The sequence below is a fragment of the Micromonospora sp. LOL_015 genome, from assembly GCF_048060275.1.
Lineage (GTDB): Bacteria > Actinomycetota > Actinomycetes > Mycobacteriales > Micromonosporaceae > Micromonospora_E.
Genome location: NZ_JBHMIO010000049.1, coordinates 12802 through 30307, shown reverse-complemented (window position 1 = coordinate 30307; position 17506 = coordinate 12802). Strand labels below are relative to the sequence as shown.

Below are 17506 nucleotides of genomic sequence, written 5' to 3'. Positions count from 1 at the left end.
GATCGATGGACCCGTGCCTGCCTACTACTTCCAGGTACCCGCATGTCCGGATCTTGGACCCTATTGCCGGTCGCTCTAAGCCGCCTATGTCAATGAATCCTTGTCGCGGTCACGTGTCTCGTGATCGAATCGGGTTGCCGTGCAAGGAGACTCCAAATGCCTACGCAGCCCGACTATGTCCGCATTTCGGACGCCTACGCCGCAGCGATCGTCAGCGGCCGGCTCAAGCCAGGGGAGAAGCTGCCCTCGATCGCCGAGATGAGCAAGCGCTACACGGTCGGTGCCACGACCATCAAGATGGTCCTCGTGCGGCTGGAAGCGCGCCGGCTGGTCCGCCGCCACCAGGGCAAAGGCACCTTCGTCGAGCCCAGCGACCGATGGCTACTGCCCGACGGTGACGATGATGACGAGCCAGATTTCGAGATCTGAGGGTTGCGGCGTAGTGGCAGGTCACCTGGCTTCCTGGCATCCAATCGTCACTAACCAGCCCACCCCAGCGGCTGGTAGTCGGGCAAGTGACAAGGAGTGTCGGGAGGGCGGACTTTCGTGGCGGGTCAGCCTCGTGGCTGTCGCTGGCGGCCGCACCGACTGGGGTCTGCCGCTGCGGCTCATGGCTACTTCGTGGATCGGCCAACTAGGACCGCCTAGTCGCGAACCACAGGAGACTGTCGGATACTTGACAGATCGCGATTTTCAACCTATTATGTGACTAATATTCGCCTATGCCCAGGGCTAACGCTAATCGATCTTGAATTGGGAATTGATGATCAGAAGAGGGTTAGCTTCGTTACTGTGTGCAGTTGTCGCCGCACTTGTCGTGTTGTTGAGTTCCGGTGCGGCAACCGCAGTGGAGCGAGTGGATCCAGTCGCCGTAGTAGACAAGGTCTACGCGTCAGTCGATCCAGAGGTCGAATATGAAGAGTTGTCTGTCAGGGGAGCGGGCAGCATTCGATAGCCGCATGCTTGTGAAAACGGTCCAGTTTAGGACCACTGCTTTGGCTCCGGTCGACCGGGAAATTCTTCAACAAATGAGGCATGAGAATCCCGCGATCTCCGCATGTTGGCTTGGCCAAGCTACCGGAAGTTCTACGTCGTTGGCAGGAAATACCCTCTACACCTTCTGGGTGGTTGGTACCTGGTGTAACTCGGGCAGTACTGTTACCAGCGCGACCTACGACTATGCCGATGGGGAGACTAAGTCGATAGGCTGGCGTCATGCTGGCGTTCAATCTCACGGTAGCGGCATCGTTAGCAACACTGCTCGAATTTGGGCTAAGCAACGGTTTATTTTGGGAGTCGGCGGCTGGGACGTGCAGACGGTCGACGAGTGCCTTCGTCTGAACGGTATGGCGAATGGTGGTAGCTCGGGCAATTTCACCTGCTCAATCTTCTGATCGAGCTATGCCGGTGCGAGGGCCACCGCAATTGCGATGGGTTTTCGCGCCGGCCCCTCGCCGACGTGTGGACGTGAGGGGGATCTTGTACGATCTGTCAACAGCGCAGGAGGAATGCCATGTCAACCCAGCAAGAGTCACTCAGTCCGGAGCAAACGAACTCCAAAATTGGTCTTGTGGCGGTCCTGTCCGTCCTTGGCCTGGCGACGTTGATCGTGAACTTCCTGCTGGCCGGTGCAGTAGGGGCTGCCGGTGCGGTTGCTTCAATCTGGGGACTGCGTACCGATCGGCGACACCGAACCGCGTATCAGGTTCTGCTCGGCATCTCTCTGCTCACCGTGGCATTTTCGCTACTGATGAGCGCTTTCTTGCTCTCGGTGGACCGTCCGGAACCAAGCGTCACGGTCGTCCCGAAACCATGACCATGGCCTCAATCTCTCGACTGGATAGAGCCTGATCCGGGTAAGCCAGGTAGCCTAACCCGCGACGTCCACGCGCAGGTTGTCGGTCAGCCTCGGGCGCGGACGCCGCAGCCGGCCCACCAGACGCCGACGCCGACAGCGAACACCATCAGCCCGGTGAGCACTGCCGTGCCGGGCAGGGTGGCGGCCAGCAGCAGGCAGCCGGCGATCCCGACGACCGGTACGGCCTTCGGCAGCGCGCCCTCGTCGCGGCGCAGGGTCAACGCGGCGGCGTTGACCACCGCGTAGTAGACCAGTACCCCGAACGACGAGAAGCCGATCGCCTCGCGCAGGTCGGCGACGCAGACCAGGGCGACCACCGCGACCCCGACCGCGATCTCCGCCCGGTGCGGCACCTGACGGCGCGGATGTACGGCGTCCAGCCCGGCCGGCAGATGCCGGCCCCGGGACATCGCGAACACGGTCCGGGACACCCCGAGGATCAATGCCAGCAGCGCCCCGAGCGCCGCCGTGGCCGCGCCGACGCGTACCACCGGGGTCAACCAGCCGGCACCGGCCTGCGACACGGCGGCGGCCAGCGGTGCCGGCGCGTCGGCCAGCCCGGCCGGGCCCAGGGCCCGCAGCGCCGCGACCGCAGCCAGCGCGTAGACCGCCAGGGTGATGCCCAGTGCGATCGGGATCGCCCGCGGGATGGTGCGCCGCGGGTCGCGGACCTCCTCGCCGAGGGTGGCGATCCGGGCGTAGCCGGCGAAGGCGAAGAAGAGCAGCCCGGCGCCCTGCAGCACCCCCCAGCCGTCGACGGGTACGCCGCCTGCCCCGCCGACGACCGGCCCGGTGCCGCCGATCAGCCCGGCCACGACCACCGCCGCCAGCACCACCAGCACGACACCGACGATGATCCGGGTGGCCAGCGCCGACCGGTGCACGCCGAACAGGTTCAGCGCGGTGAGCGCGACCACCGCCGCGACCGCGACCGGTCGGGCGTATCCCGGGGCCAGGTAGCTGCCGACGGTGAGCGCCATCGCCGCACACGAGGCGGTCTTGCCGACCACGAACCCCCAGCCGGCGAGGTGGCCCCAGAAGTCGCCGAGCCGGCGTCGGCCGTACACGTAGGTGCCGCCGGACTCCGGGTAGCGGGCGGCCAGCCGCGCCGACGACATCGCGTTGCAGTAGGCCACCACGGCGGCGACGCCGAGCGCGGCGAGCAGCCAGCCGCCGGCGGCGGCCGCCGCCGGGGCGAACGCGGCGAACACCCCGGCGCCGATCATCGCACCGAGACCGACGACCACCGCGTCGCCGGTGCCCAGCCGGCGGGCCAGACCGCCGGGCGACGGGTCGGTCGGGCTCACCGTACGGCAGGCGAACGCCGGTCGACCGGGTCGGCATCGCCTCCGGTGGCATCGGCCCGGTCACCGTCACCGGCCGGCCGCCGCCGGTTGTGTGCCTCGCGCCGGGCCAGCCAGCCGAAGCCGACCAGGGTCATCGCCGCGAAGATCCACCACTGGGCCACGTAGCCGCCGTTCTGCCAGCTGTTCTCGTGCCGGATCGGTACGGCGACGAAGACCGGGTCGGCCGGCGGGTCCTGCTCCTGCAGCAGCACGTAGCCGCCGTAGATCGGATAGGGCAACTCTGTGGCGAGCACCGGGGTGGCGATCCGCCGGGTCTGCAGCGTGCCGTCCTGGCGGGTCACCGAGCCGGACATCGGCTCCGGCTGGCGCAGCAGCCCGGTCACGGTCACCTCGCCGGTCGGTGCCGGCGGCACCGGCGGCGCGACGGCGAGCCCGCTGTCGTCCGGCGGGATCCACCCCCGGTCGACCAGCACCGCGGAACCGTCCGCCAGCACCAGCGGGGTGAGCACCTCGTAGCCGACCCGGCTGTTCACCGTACGGCTGCGGACCAGCACGTCGTTGCCGCTGTCGTAGCGTCCGACGGCGGTCACCCTGGTCCAGGTCGCCGACTCCGGTGGCGCGTCGCCGGCCTGGCCGGGTGCCGGGCCGGGGCGGCCGGCGGCCCGGGTCAGCTCGACCGGGGTCTGCTGCCCGGCGGTGTCGATCCGGTCGTTGACCGCACTGCGTTGGTGGTAGCGGTCGAGCTGCCAGTTTCCCAGCTGAACCATCACCGCCGCGGCGGCCAGGGCCACCACGAGGTAGCCCAGCCACCGGGGCGTCAGCAGGAACCGGTACACATGGCGGAGACTACCGGGTATCGTCTTGCGGCTGTTCCACCGATGCCGCCGGTGGCGGTCCGGCCGACCCCACCTGGCGTCCGTCGCCCGGAACCGCCCGCCACCCGTACGTACAGAGGAGTCGCAGATGCCGTCCCTGCCCCGCCTGGTGGTGAGCGCCCCCGCGTCCGGCCACGGCAAGTCGTCGGTGGCGATCGGCCTGCTGGCCGCGCTGCGGCACCGAGGGCTGAGCACTGCCGGGCTGAAGGTCGGGCCGGAACACACCGACGCCGCGTATCTGGGTGCCGCCGCCGGGCGGCCGGGCCGCAACCTGGACCCGATGCTGGTGGGCTCCGGGCGGATCGGTCCGCTGCTGGTGCACGGTGCGGCCGGAGCCGACATCGCCGTGGTCACCGGGACGATGGGGCTGTTCGACGGTCTCGGCAGCCGGCCGGACAGCCCGTCCACGGCGACCGTCGCCACCGCCGTGCGCGCCCCGGTGCTGCTGGTGGTGGACGCGGCGACGATGGGCCAGTCGGTGGGTGCGCTGGTGCACGGCTTCCGGGCGTACGACGAACTGCTCTGGCTCGGCGGGGTGATCCTCAACCGGGTCAGCTCGGCGCGGCACGAACAGGTGCTCCGTACCGCCTTGGACGAGATCGGCGTGCCGGTGCTCGGCGCGCTGCACCGGGGCGAACTGCCGGCGGGGGTCCCGCGCCCGGCCGGGGTGGTGCCGGTCGCGCATCACAACATCGACACGGTACGGCTGATCCGCCGGCTGGGTGAGGCGGTGGACGCGGCCGTCGACCTGGACCTGGTGCTGGCGATGGCCCGGTCAGCGCCGCCGCTGCCGGTGCCGGAGTGGACCGCCGGCGACGCGTTGGCCGCCGAGGCCGAGGCGGCCGGGGTGCCGGCGCCGCCGCCGGCCCGGCGTCCGGTGATCGCGGTCGCCGGCACGGCTGAGCTGATCTACGGCTACGCGGAGACGGTCGAACTGCTCACCGCCGCCGGTGCCGCGGTGGTGCCGGTGGATCCGCTGCGGGACGAGTCGTTGCCGGAGGCGACGGCGGCGCTGGTGCTGCCCGGCGGGCTGCCGGAGACCTACCTGCCGGAGTTGTCGGCGAACCGTGCGTTGACCCTCGCGGTGGCCGACCTGGCCCGGTCCGGTCGGCCGGTGCTGGCCGAGGGGACCGGGCTGCTCTGGCTGGTCCGGGAGTGTGACGGGCGGCCGATGGGTGAGGTGTTCGACGCGGCGGCGTCGACCACCGACCGGATGATCGTCGGCTACCGGGAGGCGACGTCGCGGGCGGCCACCCCGGTCGCGCCGCTCGGTGGTCGACTGATCGGCTACAAGCAGCACCAGACGGTGGTTTCCCCGCGTGCCGGCCACACCCCCGCGTGGACGTGGGGCAACGGAGTGCCGGAGGGCTTCGTCTGGCGTCGGGTGCACGCCTCCCAGTTGACGCTGCACTGGGCGGGGGCACCGGAGATCGCCCGGCGACTGGTGGTCGCCGCCGCCGACGGCCGGCCGGGGGCGGGCGACGGCCGGGTCGGCCCGCCGCCCGGTGAGCCCGGCCCGCCGGTGCCGCCGCACCCGGCCGCACCGCACCCGGCCGCACCGCACCCGCCCGGGCCGCGGCCGCCGTCGGTCGGCGACGACGAGGACACCGAGCCGGTGCTGGTGGCCTCAGCCGACGATCTCGGCTGACGGCGGGGTGAACTGGCGTGGCGGCTTGCCCTTGAGGGCGTTCTTCAACGTACCGGCGGCCGAGTCCACCGGCTTCTGCGACTGCCAGTCGCCGACCGCGTTGAACGGGTTGTCCGGGTCGGCGATGAAGCTGGCCACCGCGAGTTCCGGGGTGTATCCGGTGAACCAGGCGGACCGGGTGCTGTCGGTGGTACCGGTCTTGCCGGCAACCGGTCGCCCGACCGCCTTGGCGACCCCTTCGGCGGTGGCCCAGCCGCCACAGCCGCCAGCGGCCGGGCGGTCACCGACCGGGCAGCGGGCGGCGTCGGTGGCGGCTCGGGCCACGTCCGGCGAGAAGGCCGCCCGGCAGCGCGGGGCTGCCACCTCGACGTCGACCCCGGTCAACGCCCGGTAGGTGACCGGGGTGCCGTCCGGGTTCTCCACCGCCAACACCGGGGAGTCCTCGCAGTGGCTGCCGTCGGCGGCGATGGTGGCGTACGCGTTCGCCATTTCCAGCGGGGTCACGTCGGATACGCCGAGGGTGAAGGCACCCCACTTGCTGGCGTACTCGGGTGAGGCGTTGCGCCGGTCGACGTCGGTGCGCCAACGCAGCCCGAGCCGCTCGGCCATCTGCACCGCCTTCTCCGCGCCGACCTGCTGCAGCAGCCAGACGAAGTAGGTGTTGACCGACTTACCGAACCCGGACCACATGTAGTGGAAGCCGGCCATTGACCCGTCGGCGTTGCTCGGGCACCACCGTCCGCCGCAGCTGCTGCTGCCCTGGCCGCCGTCGTAGATGGAGTTGATCCGGTGCGGCGCGTTGAATCCGGAGCGCAACGGCATGCCGGCGTCCAGCGCGGCCAGCATGGTGAACATCTTGAAGGTCGAGCCGGCCTGGTACCCGGGCAGGTCGCCGCCGCCGAGCAGCGGTGTCACCGTGTTCGGGTAGTTGCCTTTGACCTTCTCCCGCAGGTTGGGGTTGGAGTGCTGGCCGTTGTCGGTCTGGTCGAGCGAGTAGACCCGGTTGACCGCCATCGCCTTGACCTGTCCGGTGCCGGGTTCGACCGCCACCAGGCCGTGCGCGAACGGACTGCCGATCGACTCCCGGGAAGTGACCTGTTCCTGGGCGACCTTCTGAATGCCGGGGTCGAGGCTGGTGACGATCCGGTACCCGCCGGTACGCAGGTTTGCCAGCCGCTCGGACGGGCTGTCGCCGAACGCCTTCTGACTCATCCACCAGGACTTGAGGTAGTCGCAGAAGAAGCCCCAGTCGTTGTGCTCCTGCGGCACCGACACGCACTCGTTCGGCGGGGTGCTCAGGTTGAGCCGGATCGGTTCGGCCTTGGCCTGCTCGGCCGCGACCGGGGAGAGGTAGCCCAGGTCGGCCATTCGGTCGATGACGTAGTTGCGCCGCTCGGTGGCCGCGGCCTGGTCCGATGTCGCCGGGTCGTACTCCGACGGTGCTTTGACCAGTCCGGCGATCAGCGCGGCCTCGCTGGCGGTCAGCGCCTTCGGGTGCTTGGAGAAGAAGATCTCTGCGGCGGCGTAGATGCCGTACGCCCGGTGACCAAAGTAGGCGGCGTTGAGGTACCGCTCCAGGATCTCCGGTTTGGACATCTGCTTCTCGAGCTCCATGGCGATCCGGATCTCCCGGATCTTGCGGCCGGGGGTCTGCGCCGTGGCCGCCTGCAGCTCCAGCGGGTTCTGGGCGGTCTGCTGCAGGGCGAGCCGGACGTACTGCATGGTCAGTGTGGAGCCGCCCTGGGACACCCCGCCGGCCTGCTGGTTGGCGACGAACGCCCGGGCGACGCCCTTCGGGTCGACGCCGGAGTGCTGGTAGAACCGGTTGTCCTCGGAAGCGACGATGGCCTGCTGGATGAACGGCGACATCTCGGTCAGCGGTACGTACCTGCGGTGCTCCTCGTAGAACATCGTCACCAGGGTCTTGCCGTCGGCGGCGTAGACGTACGACGTCTGGGCGGGCTGGGCGTCGCGCAGCTCGCTGGGAATCTGGTCGATCGCCCTGGTGCTGGCGATGACGCCGAGACCGGCGGCGGCGGCCATCGGGTACGCGGCGGCGGCGACCACGACACCGGCGATCAGACCGGCCCGGAGCAGTTGGACGCGGCGGCCACTGCGAGCTGGGTGGCGGGTGCGTTTCCTCACGGCCCAAAGCTAAGCCGGACATCCACATAAAGTGACCAAAAGGATTAAAATCATAAGACGAATCGTGTCACAAGCGTCACCCTTCGTCGATTTCGTCTCGCCCGCCCGGCATGATCGCCACCATGCAGGAGTACGATCTCGGGCACCACGGCGACGTCGAGGCCACCCCCGGCCTGATCGACCTGGCGGTCAACGTCCGGGTCGGCGAACCGCCGCGCTGGCTGACCGAACCGGTCTCTGCCAGCCTGCGCGATCTCGCCCGCTACCCCGACCAGCGGGCCGCTGTCACGGCCGTCGCCGACCGGCATTGCCGGCCCGCCAGCGAGGTGCTGCTCACCGCCGGTGCCGCCCAGGGCTTCGTCCTGATCGCCCAGGCGCTGCGTGACGCCCGCCGCCCAGTGGTGGTGCACCCGCAGTTCACCGAGCCGGAAGCCGCCCTGCGTAACGCCGGGCACCGGGTCGACCGGGTGTTGTTGTCCGCCGACACCGGGTTCACCCTTGACCCCGGCCTCGTTCCGGCCGACGCGGACCTGGTGCTCATCGGCAACCCGACCAACCCGACGTCGGTGCTGCACCCCGCCGAGACGGTCGCCGCGCTCACCCGACCGGGCCGGGTCGTCGTCGTCGACGAGGCGTTCGCCGACACCACCTGCGCCGCCGGCGTACCGGGCGAACCGCAGTCGCTGGCCGACCGGCGGGACCTGCCCGGACTCGTCGTGGTGCGCAGCCTGACCAAGACCTGGGGACTGGCCGGGTTGCGAATCGGCTACCTGCTCGGCCCGGAGCCGCTGCTGCGCCGGCTCGCCACCGCAGCGCCGCTGTGGCCGGTCGCCACTCCGGCGCTGGTCGCCGCCGAGGTGTGCGCCAGCCGCCGTGCGGTGGGCGCCGAACGCCGGTTCGCCGCCGCGCTCGCCGCCGAGCGCGCCCACCTGGTCCGGCGGCTCGCCGAACTGCCCGGGGTCACCGTGGCCGGCACCCCGGCCAGTGCGTTCGTCCTGATCCACGTCGTTGGCGCGCAGCGGGTGCGGCACCGGCTGCGTGCGCAGGGCTACGCGGTACGCCGCGGCGACACGTTCCCCGGGCTGGGTGTCGACTGGCTGCGGATCGCGGTACGGGACACTGCCACCACCGACGCCTTCGTCTCCGTGTTGTCGACCACCTTGGAGGACTGATGCCCGACGGTCCTGGCGGACTTGTGCCCGATCGCCCGACCGGCTCGCTGATCGAGGCGACCCTGGCGCGGATCCAGCCCCCCGACGGCGACGCGATGACTCAGGCCCGGGCACTGCACGCCCGGCTGACCAAGCCGGCCGGCTCGCTCGGCGCGCTGGAGGAGCTGTCGGTGCGGCTCGCCGGCCTCGCCGCGGCCTGCCCGCCACCGCTGCCCGAGCCCGGCGCGGTGGCCGTCTTCGCCGCCGACCACGGGGTGCACCGGCAGCGGGTCACCCCCTGGCCGCAGGAGGTCACCGCGCAGATGGTGGCCAACTTTCTGGCCGGCGGCGCGGTGGTGAACGCCTTCGCCCGGCAGATGGGGGCCAGCGTCACCGTGGTCGACGTGGGCGTGGCCGCGCCGCTGGAGCCCGCCGACGGGCTGGTGTCGGCCCGGGTACGCCCCGGCACCGCCGACCTGTCCAGCGGGCCGGCGATGACCGTCGACGAGGCCCGTACCGCCGTCGAGGTGGGTATCCGGGTCGCCGGCGACCTGCACGACGGTGGCGCCGCCAGCCTGCTCACCGGGGACATGGGGATCGCCAACACCACCGCGGCGGCGGCCCTGATCGCCGGCTTCACCGGTGCGGCGGCGGCTGACGTCACCGGCCGGGGCACCGGGGTCGACGAGCCGACGTACCAGCGGAAAATGTCCGTGGTGGACGCCGCGCTGCGCCGGCACCGGCCGGACCCGGCCGACCCGGTCGGCGTGCTGGCCGCGCTCGGCGGGCTGGAACACGCAGCGCTCTGCGGCTTCCTGCTCGGTGCCGCCGCCCGGCGGATCCCGGTGATCCTGGACGGGGTCAGCGCGGTGGCCGCCGCGCTGGCCGCGGCGGCCCTGGCCCCGCACGCCACCGCCGCGATGGTGGCCGGGCACCGTTCGGTGGAGCCGGGGGCTACCGTTGGGCTGCGCCAGCTCGGCCTGCAACCCCTGGTCGACTTGGAGCTGCGCCTGGGAGAGGGCACCGGCGCCCTGCTCGCCTGGCCGATGATGGCCAGTGCGGTCCGGGTCCTGCACGAGGTGGCCACCTTCGACGCGGCGGGAGTTTCCGAGAAGTGAATCTCTACCCACTGGGGCTGCGGCTTCACGGCCGGCGGGTGCTGGTGGTCGGCGGCGGCGCGGTCGCCACCCGGCGGGTGCCGGCGTTGCTGGACGCCGGAGCCGACGTGCTCGTCGTGTCACCCGAGCTGACCCCGGCTTTGCACGGCCTGGTCACCGCCGGGCGGCTGGGCTGGCGGCAGCGGCGGTTCCAGCCCGGTGACCTCGACGGGGTCTGGCTGGTCCAGGTCGCCGTCGACGACCCGGCGGCGGCGGCCGAAGTCAGCGCCGCCGCCGAGCCCCGGCGGGTGTTCTGCGTACGGGCCGACGACCGGACCGAGGCGACCGCCTGGACCCCGGCGGTGACCCGGCACGGCCCGGTGACCGTGGCGGTGCTCGGCGGCGGGGACCCGCAGCGGGCGGTCCGGGTCCGGGACGCGATCAACCAGCGGCTGTCCGACGGCACCATCCCGGTCGCCGACACCGCCGGGACGGCGTCGGCCACCGCCGGCCCCGCACCGACCGGCCGGGTGGTTCTGGTCGGTGCCGGCCCCGGCGACCCGGAACTGATCACCGTGAAGGGCCGCCGCGCGCTCGCCGAAGCCGACGTGGTGGTCGCCGACCGGCTGGTGCCCGGGCTGCTGCTGGACGAGCTGCCCGCCCGGGTCGAGCTGGTCGACGCCGCGAAGATCCCGTACGGCCCGGCTGCCGCCCAGGAGGAGATCAACCGGATCCTGGTGGACCGGGCCCGGTCCGGATCCGTCGTGGTCCGCCTCAAGGGCGGTGACCCGTACGTCTTCGGCCGGGGCGGTGAGGAGCTGCTGGCCTGCGTCGAGGCGGGCGTGCCGGTGTCGGTGGTGCCCGGCGTGAGCAGTTCGGTCGCGGCACCCGCCGCCGCCGGTATCCCGGTCACCCACCGGGGGGTGGCCCACGAGTTCTCCGTGGTCTCCGGCCACCTGCCGCCGGGGCACCGGCTGTCGCTCGTCGACTGGCCGGCGCTCGCCCGGCTGCGCGGCACCCTGGTGGTGCTGATGGGGCTGAAGAACCTGCCGGCGATCGCCGAGACGCTGCTCGCCAACGGCCGTGGCGCGGACACCCCGGCGGCGGTGGTGCAGGAGGCGACCACCGGCGCCCAGCGGGCGCTGACGTCGACCCTGGGTGCCGTGGCCGGCGAGGCCGCCGCCGCCGGGCTGCGGCCGCCGGCCGTGGTTGTCTTCGGCGACGTGGTCGGCACGCTGGACGTGCCGACCGATCGAGCCGACCGGACCGAGGACTGAGCGGTCTGGCGCGCCGGGGGAGCGGCGCGCCGGACCGACCCGGTTCAGAGCTTGAGCATGTCGTCCAGCAGCAGGGCGCACCGGATCAGCCCCAGATGGCTGTACGCCTGGGGATGGTTGCCCAGCCCGCGTTCGGCGAGCGGATCGTACTGCTCGGGCAGCAGGCCGGTCGGGCCGGCGGTGTCGATCATCTGCTCGAACAGCTCCTCGGCGTCACCGCGCCGCCCGGTGCGCAGGTACGCCTCGATCAGCCAGGCGGTGCAGATGTGGAATCCGCCCTCCCGGCCGGGCAACCCGTCGTCCCACCGGTAGCGGTAGACCACCGGGCCGCTGCGCAGGTCCGCCTCCACCTTGAGCACGGTGGCGAGGAACCGCGGGTCGTCGTCGGGCAGCAGCCCGGACAGCCCGATCCACAACGAGGAGGCGTCCATCTCCTCGTCGCCGTAGGCGACCGTGTATGCGCCAGCCTTGGCGTGCCAGCCGTGTTCCAGCACGTTGCGGCCGATCCGGTCGCGCAGCTCGACCCAGTCCGGCCGTTCGCCGCCGCCGTGCCGGCCCGCCATCCGCAGCGCCCGGTCCACCGTCATCCAGCACATGACCTTGGAGAAGACATGGTGCCGGGGAGCGAGCCGGGCCTCCCACAGGCCGTGGTCCGGCTCGTGCCAGCGGCGTTCGACCGCCTGCACCATCGCCTCCAGCACCCGCCACTCGTCGTCGTGCACGGCACCGCGGGCGTCGGCGACCACCGCGAGCAGGTCGGCGATCGGCCCGAACACGTCGAGCTGCAGCTGGTGGTTGGCCAGGTTGCCGACCCGCACCGGGCGGGAGCCGGCGTAGCCGGGGAGGGTGTCGATGACCGCCTCAGCGCCCAGTTCCAGACCCTCCACCGTGTAGAGCGGGTGCAACCGCTCCGGGTGGCCGCCGGTGCGCTCGACGCAGCCGTCCACCCAGCGCAGGAACGCCTCGGCCTCGGCCAGCGAGCCGAGGTCGACCAACGCCCGGGCGCTCATCGCCGCGTCCCGCAGCCAGCAGTACCGGTAGTCCCAGTTGCGTACCCCGCCGAGCTCTTCGGGCAGCGAGGTGGTCGCGGCGGCGAGGATCGAGCCGGTCGCCTCGTGGCACAGTCCCCGCAGGGTGAGCGCGCTGCGGGCGACCAGCTCCCGGCCGGTGTTCGGCAGCTGCAGCTGCCGGACCCACTCCCGCCACGGCTGTTCCGCGGTGGACTGGCGCTGCTGCACGGTGACGGTGTGGTGTTCCAGGCTGTGCGAGCCGAACCGCAGCTCCATGGTGAGCATGCCGTCGAGCGCGGCCAGGTCGACCAGGGCGCGGCCGGTTTCCCGACCGCCGTCGTCGATGACCTTCCACACCACCCCGGGGGAGTAGAGCGCCACCGGCTCGTTGGAGCCGAGCACCAGCAGCCCGTCACCGAGCGGCTGCAACTGCACGGCCACCTGGCCGAACTCTGGGCGCGGTGCGAACTCCAGCTGTGCCTGCCCGGTGCCGGTGAGCACCCGGACCAGGGTGGAGTCGGCGCCCGGTAGCACCGTGTCGCCGGCGGAGGACTCGGCCGGCGGGCGGTCCAGCCAGTCGGTGACGGTCAGCCCCGACCAGCGGGTCTCCACGGTCATCGTGCCGGGCCGGTAGCGCTGCCCCAGCGGGAACCCGCCGCGGGCCGGTGCGACGGCGAAGTGCCCGGCCGGTGCGCCGCCGAGCAGATCGGCGAAGATCGCCGACGAGTCCGGCTTGGGATGGCACAGCCAGGTCACCTTGGCGTCCGGGGTGAGCAGTGCGATGGTCCGACCGTTGGCCAGCATCGAGTGGCGCTCGATCGGCACCGCGTGCTCGCCGTAGAGCCAGTTGCGCCGGGTCTCCAACAGCACGCCGAGCACCCGCGCGGCGTCGATCGGTTCGGCGACCCGGAACGCTGCCCGGGTGTCGCCGTCGCCGATCTTGATGCCGACGTCCGGGCCGTGCAGGTTGGCGAAGGCGCTCTCGTCGGTGATCGAGTCGCCGATGAACAGCACGCCGCTGGCCGACGTCTGGGTGCGGATCTGGTCCAGGGCGGTGCCCTTGTCGGTGGCGACCACTGACAGTTCGACGACTTCCTTGCCCTGGGTGACGGTGACGTCGGGCCAGGCGGCCGGTCCAGTGTTGACCGCCGCGACGACCGCTTCGGCGACTGCCGGATCGGCGCCCCGGGTGTGCACCGCGACGCTGGCCGGTTTGACCTCCAGCCGTACCCCGGGCTGGTCCTTGATCAGCTGCCGTAGCTCCCGCTTGAGCTGGGAGTGCACCTGCAGTTGCTCAGGGGCCAGCCGTTCGACGAAGCCGATGTCGAACTCGGACCCGTGGCTGCCGACCAGATGGACCTCGCTGGGCAGCCGGGAGAGCGCGGCGAGATCGCGCAGCGCCCGGCTGGAGACCACCGCGACGGTGGTCTGTGGAAGCGCGGCCAGCGCCCGCACCGCCGCGACCGACTCCGGTAGCGGTACGGCCCTGGTCGGGTCCTCGACGATCGGTGCGAGGGTGCCGTCGTAGTCGCAGGCCACCAGCAGTATCGGCATCCGGGCGATCCGCCCGATCGCCGCGCGCAGCTCGGGATCGATCTGATCCGCGGCCGCGCGTACGTCCCCGTCAAGGACGGACGTTCTCATTCATTCCTCCGTCTCGGGCACACCGAGTTCTGTGAGGAAGGAGCGGGCCCAGTGGCCGACGTCATGGGTCCGCAGATGGCGCTGCATGATCCGCATCCGCCGCCGGGCCTCGGAACTGTCGACGTGCACCGCCCGCAACAGGGCATCCTTGACGCCGTCCGGGTCGTGCGGGTTGCACAGGAACGCTTGACGCAGCTCCGTTGCCGCGCCGGCGAACTCACTGAGCACGAGGGCACCGCCGGTGTCGGCGCGGGCCGCGACGTACTCCTTGGCCACCAGGTTCATTCCGTCTCGCAGTGGTGTCACCATCATCACATCGGCCGCGCGGTAGAGCGCGGCGAGTTCACTGCGACTGTACGACTGGTGCAGGTAGTGCACGGCGGGCACACCAACCCGGCCGAATTCACCATTAATCCGGCCAACTTCGCGCTCAACCTTGACCCGAAGTGCCTGGTAGTGCTCGACCCGCTCGCGACTGGGGGTGGCAACCTGCACCATAACCGCATCCGGAACTGTCAGCTTTCCGTCAGCAAGAAGTTCCCGGAACGCTTTCAGCCTGAGTTCGATCCCCTTGGTGTAGTCGAGCCGGTCCACCCCGAGGATCACCGTCTTCGGATCCCCCAGCTCGGCGCGGATTTGCTTGGCCCGCGCCTCCACCGACGCGTCGTGGGCCATCCGCTCCATCTCCGGAACGTCGATCGAGATCGGGAAGGCACCCGCCTTGACCTTACGGCCGTCGACCTGGATCATCTGGCCCTCGTACCGCAGCCCGAGCAGGTGGCGGGCCAGCCGGACGAAGTTCTGCGCGGCCAGCCGCTGCTGGAAGCCGACCAGGTCGGCACCGAGCAACCCGCGCAGGATCTCGGCGCGCTGCGGCATCTGCATGAACAGCTCGATCGGCGGGAACGGGATGTGCAGGAAGAAGCCGATCCGCAGGTCCGGGCGGATCTCCCGGAGCATGGCCGGCACCAGCTGCAGCTGGTAGTCCTGCACCCACACCGTCGCGCCCTCGTCGGCGACCTCCGCTGCCGCCTCGGCGAACCGGGCGTTGACCACCCGGTAGGCCTCCCGCCAGCGGCGCTTGAACGCCGGCGTCTCGACCGCGTCGTGGTACAGCGGCCAGATGGTGGCGTTGGACTGACCTTCGTAGTAGCGTTCCAGCTCTTCGGCGCTCAGCGGGACGGGGTGCAACCGGATGCCTTCGAGGTCGAAGGGCTCCGGTGCCGCACCGGCGCCACCGGCCCAGCCGACCCAGGTGCCCTGGTGCGCGGCGAGCACCGGGTGCAGGGCGGTCACCAGACCGCCGGGGCTGCGCCGCCACTGGCGACCTTCCGGCGTGGTCACCTCGTCCACCGGCAGGCGGTTGGCGACCACTACGAACGAGCTCCGAACCGTCACGTTCCGTACACCTCCGGTGATTACGGGACCGCCATGAGCGTACTGTGCGGGCCAGGCGGGCGGACTCCCGTCCCCCTCTTGGTGCCCAGCTGATCAGGACATCGAAACCCGGCCGGGCGCAATGAGGCAGGTAACACCGGCGCGAAGATCCCGGCCGTCCGGTGGGGTGAGGTGCGGCTGGGGCGTCGGACCTGTCAGGATTGACAACGGCGTACGCACCGATCGGACCGTCGTACCGAGCACGACCGCGTACCGCGTACCACCCGCAGCCGCTCCGGTCGGTGCCGGCGGCCGGTGCGCGGAGGTCGTGACCTGCCCGTACCGACGGGTCCCACGAGAGTTCTGGAGGTAGGCCGCACCGTGGCCCAGTTCATCTACGTCCTGGAGAAGGCGCGCAAGGCGCACGGCGACAAGGTCGTGCTGGACAACGTGACGCTCAACTTCCTGCCGGGCGCCAAGATCGGTGTGGTCGGCCCGAACGGCGCCGGTAAGTCCAGCCTGCTCAAGATCATGGCGGGCTTGGACCGGCCGAGCAACGGCGACGCCCGGCTGATGCCCGGCTACACCGTCGGCATGCTCGCCCAGGAACCACCGCTCAACGACGCGAAGACGGTGCTCGGCAACATCGAGGAGGCGGTCGCCGAGACCAAGGCGAAGCTGGAGCGGTTCAACAAGATCGCCGAGCAGATGGCCACCGACTACTCCGACGAGCTGATGACCAAGATGGGTCAGCTGCAGGAGGAGCTGGACCACGCCGACGCCTGGGACATCGACTCCAAACTCGAACTCGCGATGGACGCGCTGCGCTGTCCGCCGCCGGACGCCGAGGTGACCCAGCTCTCCGGCGGTGAACGCCGCCGCGTTGCGCTGTGCAAACTGTTGCTGGAGGCGCCGGACCTGCTGCTGCTCGACGAGCCCACCAACCACCTGGACGCGGAGAGCGTGCACTGGCTGGAGCAGCACCTGGCCAAGTACGCCGGCACCGTGATGGCGATCACCCACGACCGCTACTTCCTGGACAACGTCGCCAACTGGATCCTCGAGCTGGACCGTGGCCGGACCTATCCGTACGAGGGTAACTACTCCACGTACCTGGAAAAGAAGGCCGCCCGGCTGGCGGTCGAGGGTCGTCGCGACGCCAAGCTGAAGAAGCGCCTCGGCGAGGAACTGGAATGGGTCCGGTCCAACGCCAAGGCGCGCCAGACCAAGTCCCGGGCCCGGCTGGACCGCTACGAGGAGATGGCCAGCGAAGCGGAGAAGACCCGCAAGCTGGACTTCGAGGAGATCCAGATCCCGCCGGGGCCGCGGCTGGGCAACACCGTCATCGAGGCGGTGAACCTGAAAAAGGGCTTCGGCGACCGGGTCCTGATCGACGACCTGAGCTTCTCGCTGCCGCGCAACGGCATCGTCGGCATCATCGGTCCGAACGGCGTCGGTAAGACCACCCTGTTCAAGACGATCGTCGGGCTGGAGCAGCCGGACAGCGGCCAGGTCCGGGTCGGCGAGACGGTGCAGCTGTCGTACGTCGACCAGAACCGCTCCGGCCTGGACAGCAGCAAGACGGTCTGGGAGGTGGTCTCCGACGGGCTGGACCACCTGATGGTTGGCAAGGTCGAGATGCCGTCCCGGGCGTACGTGGCCGCGTTCGGCTTCAAGGGCCCCGACCAGCAGAAGCCGACCAAGGTGCTGTCCGGTGGTGAACGTAACCGGCTCAACCTGGCGCTAACCCTGAAGATCGGCGGCAACGTCATCCTGCTCGACGAGCCGACCAACGACCTCGACGTGGAGACGCTGTCCAGCCTGGAGAACGCGTTGCTGGAGTTCCCCGGCTGCGCCGTGGTCATCTCCCACGACCGGATGTTCCTGGACCGGGTCGCCACGCACATCCTGGCCTGGGAGGGCGACGACACCAACCCGGCGAAGTGGTTCTGGTTCGAGGGCAACTTCGAGGCGTACGAGAAGAACAAGATCGACCGGCTCGGCGCGGAAGCGGCCCGGCCGCACCGGGTGACCTACCGCAAGCTGACCCGTGACTGATGCGGCACTGGCCGGGGGCTCGTCGACGACCGGCGAGGTCCCGGCCGCCGGCGGTGGTC

The 17506-nt window shown here is 70.8% G+C and carries 11 protein-coding genes and 1 pseudogene; 7 read left to right on the top strand and 5 right to left on the bottom strand.

The features are described 5' to 3' along the window. Positions 1–156 precede the first annotated feature (156 nt). Positions 157–429 carry a winged helix-turn-helix domain-containing protein gene (locus tag ACFHWU_RS25175; RefSeq protein ID WP_281551180.1) on the top strand — a complete coding sequence of 91 codons (273 nt, stop codon included), beginning with the start codon at positions 157–159 and terminating at the stop codon, positions 427–429. A 1084-nt stretch (positions 430–1513) separates the two neighbouring features. Then, the gene (locus ACFHWU_RS25170) at positions 1514–1816 is read left to right on the top strand and encodes a hypothetical protein (RefSeq protein WP_281551179.1); all 303 of its coding nucleotides are present in this window, start codon (positions 1514–1516) and stop codon (positions 1814–1816) included. A gap of 86 nt (positions 1817–1902) precedes the next feature. Here ACFHWU_RS25170 and ACFHWU_RS25165 read toward each other — a convergent pair whose 3' ends face one another. Both ACFHWU_RS25165 and ACFHWU_RS25160 read right to left on the bottom strand, forming a co-directional pair. Next, on the bottom strand, positions 1903–3165 hold the full coding sequence (locus tag ACFHWU_RS25165) for an APC family permease (RefSeq protein WP_416591789.1): 1263 nt from the start codon (positions 3163–3165) through the stop codon (positions 1903–1905). Continuing rightward, entirely contained in the window at positions 3162–4001 is an 840-nt protein-coding gene (locus tag ACFHWU_RS25160; RefSeq protein ID WP_416567865.1) for an SURF1 family protein, read from the bottom strand. The genes ACFHWU_RS25165 and ACFHWU_RS25160 overlap by 4 nt, the downstream gene beginning before the upstream one ends. A 127-nt stretch (positions 4002–4128) precedes the next feature. Here ACFHWU_RS25160 and ACFHWU_RS25155 point away from each other — a divergent pair, with 127 nt between their 5' ends. Continuing rightward, positions 4129–5688, top strand: a complete 1560-nt coding sequence (locus ACFHWU_RS25155; RefSeq protein WP_416591788.1) for a cobyrinate a,c-diamide synthase — start codon at positions 4129–4131, stop codon at positions 5686–5688. Here ACFHWU_RS25155 and ACFHWU_RS25150 read toward each other — a convergent pair. Further along, positions 5668–7731: a transglycosylase domain-containing protein gene (locus ACFHWU_RS25150; RefSeq protein ID WP_416567910.1), complete on the bottom strand. Its 2064-nt coding sequence runs from the start codon at positions 7729–7731 to the stop codon at positions 5668–5670. The two genes, ACFHWU_RS25155 and ACFHWU_RS25150, sit on opposite strands and share 21 nt — an antisense overlap. 182 nt (positions 7732–7913) lie before the next feature. Here ACFHWU_RS25150 and cobC point away from each other — a divergent pair. From cobC to cobA, 3 genes and pseudogenes are all read left to right on the top strand, one after another. Next, positions 7914–9005, top strand: a pseudogene (gene cobC / locus ACFHWU_RS25145) (Rv2231c family pyridoxal phosphate-dependent protein CobC); the annotation flags it as partial. A gap of 47 nt (positions 9006–9052) precedes the next feature. After that, on the top strand, positions 9053–10102 hold the full coding sequence (gene cobT / locus ACFHWU_RS25140; protein WP_416591793.1) for a nicotinate-nucleotide--dimethylbenzimidazole phosphoribosyltransferase: 1050 nt from the start codon (positions 9053–9055) through the stop codon (positions 10100–10102). Next, on the top strand, positions 10099–11358 hold the full coding sequence (cobA, locus tag ACFHWU_RS25135) for a uroporphyrinogen-III C-methyltransferase (RefSeq protein WP_416591787.1): 1260 nt from the start codon (positions 10099–10101) through the stop codon (positions 11356–11358). Before cobT ends, cobA begins: the two co-directional genes overlap by 4 nt. A gap of 44 nt (positions 11359–11402) precedes the next feature. Here the strand turns inward: cobA and otsB are convergent, their stop codons facing one another. Together otsB and ACFHWU_RS25125 are read right to left on the bottom strand one after the other, a co-directional pair. Further along, positions 11403–14012, bottom strand: a complete 2610-nt coding sequence (otsB, locus tag ACFHWU_RS25130; protein ID WP_416552442.1) for a trehalose-phosphatase — start codon at positions 14010–14012, stop codon at positions 11403–11405. Next, complete coding sequence (locus ACFHWU_RS25125; protein WP_416552444.1) at positions 14013–15410, bottom strand: alpha,alpha-trehalose-phosphate synthase (UDP-forming); 1398 nt, start codon at positions 15408–15410, stop codon at positions 14013–14015. It abuts the gene before it with no gap. Positions 15411–15770: 360 nt separating this feature from the next. Here ACFHWU_RS25125 and ettA point away from each other — a divergent pair, with 360 nt between their 5' ends. Continuing rightward, positions 15771–17447 (top strand): energy-dependent translational throttle protein EttA, encoded by a 1677-nt coding sequence (ettA, locus tag ACFHWU_RS25120; protein WP_416552446.1) that lies wholly within the window; start codon positions 15771–15773, stop codon positions 17445–17447. The last annotated feature ends 59 nt before the right edge of the window (positions 17448–17506 follow it).

Excerpts from the sequence above, each read along its gene's own strand:
- ACFHWU_RS25150 (WP_416567910.1), bottom strand. The coding sequence starts at position 7,731 with ATGGCCGCCGCCGCCGGTCTCGGCGTCATCGCCAGCACCAGGGCGATC.
- ACFHWU_RS25175 (WP_281551180.1), top strand. The coding sequence starts at position 157 with ATGCCTACGCAGCCCGACTATGTCCGCATTTCGGACGCCTACGCCGCA.
- otsB (WP_416552442.1), bottom strand. The coding sequence starts at position 14,012 with ATGAGAACGTCCGTCCTTGACGGGGACGTACGCGCGGCCGCGGATCAG.
- ACFHWU_RS25155 (WP_416591788.1), top strand. The coding sequence starts at position 4,129 with ATGCCGTCCCTGCCCCGCCTGGTGGTGAGCGCCCCCGCGTCCGGCCAC.
- ACFHWU_RS25170 (WP_281551179.1), top strand. The coding sequence starts at position 1,514 with ATGTCAACCCAGCAAGAGTCACTCAGTCCGGAGCAAACGAACTCCAAA.